The organism is Streptomyces niveiscabiei (genome assembly GCF_001419795.1).
GTDB lineage: Bacteria > Actinomycetota > Actinomycetes > Streptomycetales > Streptomycetaceae > Streptomyces > Streptomyces niveiscabiei.
On sequence record NZ_LIRL01000914.1, the window covers coordinates 1 to 2272 of the forward strand.

Below are 2272 nucleotides of genomic sequence, written 5' to 3' on the forward strand. Positions count from 1 at the left end.
CGCCACCCCCAACCGCTCACAAGCCTCGGACAACGTCCGAGCCCCCCTCGCGGCCTCCTCCAGCCGCTCCTTGGTGTACGCACTGCGCCCCACAAAACCCCTCCGTCCAGGCTCACTTGCTCGTTACTCGAACGTATTAACGAACGAAGACCCGGACGGTTACGCGGGAAACGTAAATCGGCCCGCACCCGGGAAACCCCGGACGCGGGCCGTGCGGTGGGAGGGACGTCAGATGCCCAGGTCCTTGATGATCTTCGCCACGTGGCCGGTGGCCTTGACGTTGTACAGGGCCCGTTCGACGTTGCCGGACTCGTCGACGACGATCGTGGAGCGGATGACGCCGACGACGGTTTTGCCGTAGAGCTTCTTCTCGCCGTAAGCCCCGTACGCCTCGAGTACTGCCTTGTCGGGGTCGGCGAGGAGGGTGACGCCGAGGGACTCCTTCTCGCGGAACTTGGCGAGTTTCTCGGGCTTGTCGGGGGAGATGCCGAGGACGTCGTAGCCGGCGTCGGCCAGGAGGGACAGGTTGTCGGTGAAGTCGCAGGCCTGCTTCGTGCAGCCGGGGGTCAGGGCCGCCGGGTAGAAGTAGACGATGACCTTGCGGCCCTTGTGGTCCGCAAGGGACACCTCGTTGCCGTCGGCGTCGGAGAGGGTGAACGCGGGGGCCGGTTCGCCGGGCTGGAGTCGCTCGCTCATCCGGCCAGCGTAGCCGGGGACGCGACAACGGCGGCCCCTGCCCGTGCGCCGGGCGGAGAAGCTGACAGACTGTGCGGAACAACGCATCAGCAGACTTCGGAGGCCGTACGGTGGCGGACACTGCGGACACGCCGGACACGAGAACCCCGGCGCAGATCGAGGCGGACATCAAGCGCCGCCGCGAGACGCTGGCCGAGACTCTCGACGAGATCGGTGTACGGGTGCACCCCAAGACGATCGTCGGGGACGCCAAGGCCAAGGTCGTCGCCAACGTCGACCACACCCTCGGACGCGCGTACGTCCAGGTCAACCGCGTCGTGAGCGACGTCACGGCGAAGTTCACGGACGACGACGGCGCGCCCCGCGTCGAGCGCATCGTCCCCGTGGCCCTCCTGGCGGTCGGCGTCGTCGGCCTGCTGGTCCTGGGCACCCGGCGCCGTAAGGACTAGCCCCGCAGGGGTACGCCACCCGGGGAGGCAGGTAGGTTCGAGACGTGAGCGGCAACAGTAACGAGCGCGGTACCCAGCACGACAAGCTTCCGATCCGGATGCTGCACGACCGGGTGCTGGTACGGCAGGACAGCAGCGAGGGCGAGCGGCGTTCCGGCGGCGGGATCCTGATCCCGGCGACGGCGGCGGTGGGCCGGCGGCTGGCCTGGGCGGAGGTCGTGGCGGTCGGACAGAACGTCCGGACGGTGGAGCCGGGCGACCGGGTCCTGTACGACCCCGAGGACCGCGCCGAGGTCGAGGTGCGCGGCGCGACGTACGTACTGATGCGCGAGCGCGACCTGCACGCGGTCGCCGCGGACCGCTTCGAGGGGTCGGAGGACTCCACGGGGCTGTACCTGTAGTACTCAGGCGGTAGAGGGCCGGTGACCATCGTCACCGGCCCTCTTTGTCGTTCCTTTGCTAGCGTGGAGGACGCCCGACGAGACGCGCCGTACCGGGCGAACCGGCAGCACCTTCGGAAAAGACGACGCACCCCCGTACCGAGTCCTGACTCCGGAGGTGCCGTCATGGCATGGTTCCTGCTCGTCCTCGCCGGTCTGATCGAGGTCGCCTGGTCGATCGGCATGAAGTACACCGACGGCTTCACCCGCCTCGTCCCCAGCCTGCTCACCGGCGCCGGCATCGTCACCAGCATGGTCCTGCTGTCGTACGCCGTCCGTACCCTTCCCATCGGCACCGCGTACGGGGTGTGGGTGGGGATCGGCGCGGCGGGTGCGGCGGTCGTCGGAATGGCCGTGCTGGGCGAGCCCGCCACCGCCGCTCGGATCTTCTTCGTCTGCCTGCTGCTGGTAGCAGTGGTGGGGCTCAAGGCCACCTCCGGCCACTGAGCCCCACCTGGTCCCTCTGGGGTACTAGAGCTCTAGTACCCCCCTGCGACGGCCCGCTACGTCCCGGGCGTCCCTCCGTTGGTCCCGCCCGACGCCGGTCCCGCCGACGTCCCGGTCCCGGCGGAGGTGTCCCCGCCCGACGCCCCCGTGGAGGTGTCGCCCCCTGTCGTACCCGTAGTACTCCCGCCGGAGGTATCACCCCCGGTAGCGCCCGTGGACGTATCCCCGCCCGTAGTACCC

The 2272-nt window shown here is 69.4% G+C and carries 5 protein-coding genes, 1 pseudogene and 1 riboswitch; of the genes and pseudogenes, 3 read left to right on the forward strand and 3 right to left on the reverse strand.

Features of this window, described 5'->3' with window-relative positions:
• A pseudogene (locus AOK24_RS51635) lies at positions 1-93 on the reverse strand (HNH endonuclease); the annotation flags it as partial.
• 135 nt (positions 94-228) lie between these two features.
• Complete coding sequence (bcp, locus tag AOK24_RS36815; protein ID WP_055724298.1) at positions 229-696, reverse strand: thioredoxin-dependent thiol peroxidase; 468 nt, start codon at positions 694-696, stop codon at positions 229-231.
• 110 nt (positions 697-806) lie between these two features.
• Here bcp and AOK24_RS36820 point away from each other — a divergent pair, with 110 nt between their 5' ends.
• From AOK24_RS36820 to AOK24_RS36830, 3 genes are all read left to right on the forward strand, one after another.
• On the forward strand, positions 807-1145 hold the full coding sequence (locus tag AOK24_RS36820; RefSeq protein ID WP_055724299.1) for a DUF3618 domain-containing protein: 339 nt from the start codon (positions 807-809) through the stop codon (positions 1143-1145).
• Positions 1146-1243: 98 nt separating this feature from the next.
• Positions 1244-1546, forward strand: coding sequence for a GroES family chaperonin (locus AOK24_RS36825; RefSeq protein ID WP_107104137.1), 303 nt, complete (start codon positions 1244-1246; stop codon positions 1544-1546).
• Positions 1547-1592: 46 nt separating this feature from the next.
• Positions 1593-1678: riboswitch (guanidine-III (ykkC-III) riboswitch) on the forward strand.
• Positions 1679-1711: 33 nt separating this feature from the next.
• The gene (locus tag AOK24_RS36830; RefSeq protein ID WP_055724301.1) at positions 1712-2032 is read left to right on the forward strand and encodes a DMT family transporter; all 321 of its coding nucleotides are present in this window, start codon (positions 1712-1714) and stop codon (positions 2030-2032) included.
• Positions 2033-2088: 56 nt separating this feature from the next.
• Here the strand turns inward: AOK24_RS36830 and AOK24_RS49940 are convergent.
• A partial coding sequence (locus AOK24_RS49940) for a hypothetical protein (protein ID WP_206191334.1) occupies positions 2089-2272 on the reverse strand: 184 nt, incomplete at its 5' end.

Excerpts from the sequence above, each read along its gene's own strand:
- AOK24_RS36830 (WP_055724301.1), top strand. The coding sequence starts at position 1,712 with ATGGCATGGTTCCTGCTCGTCCTCGCCGGTCTGATCGAGGTCGCCTGG.
- bcp (WP_055724298.1), bottom strand. The coding sequence starts at position 696 with ATGAGCGAGCGACTCCAGCCCGGCGAACCGGCCCCCGCGTTCACCCTC.
- AOK24_RS36825 (WP_107104137.1), top strand. The coding sequence starts at position 1,244 with ATGCTGCACGACCGGGTGCTGGTACGGCAGGACAGCAGCGAGGGCGAG.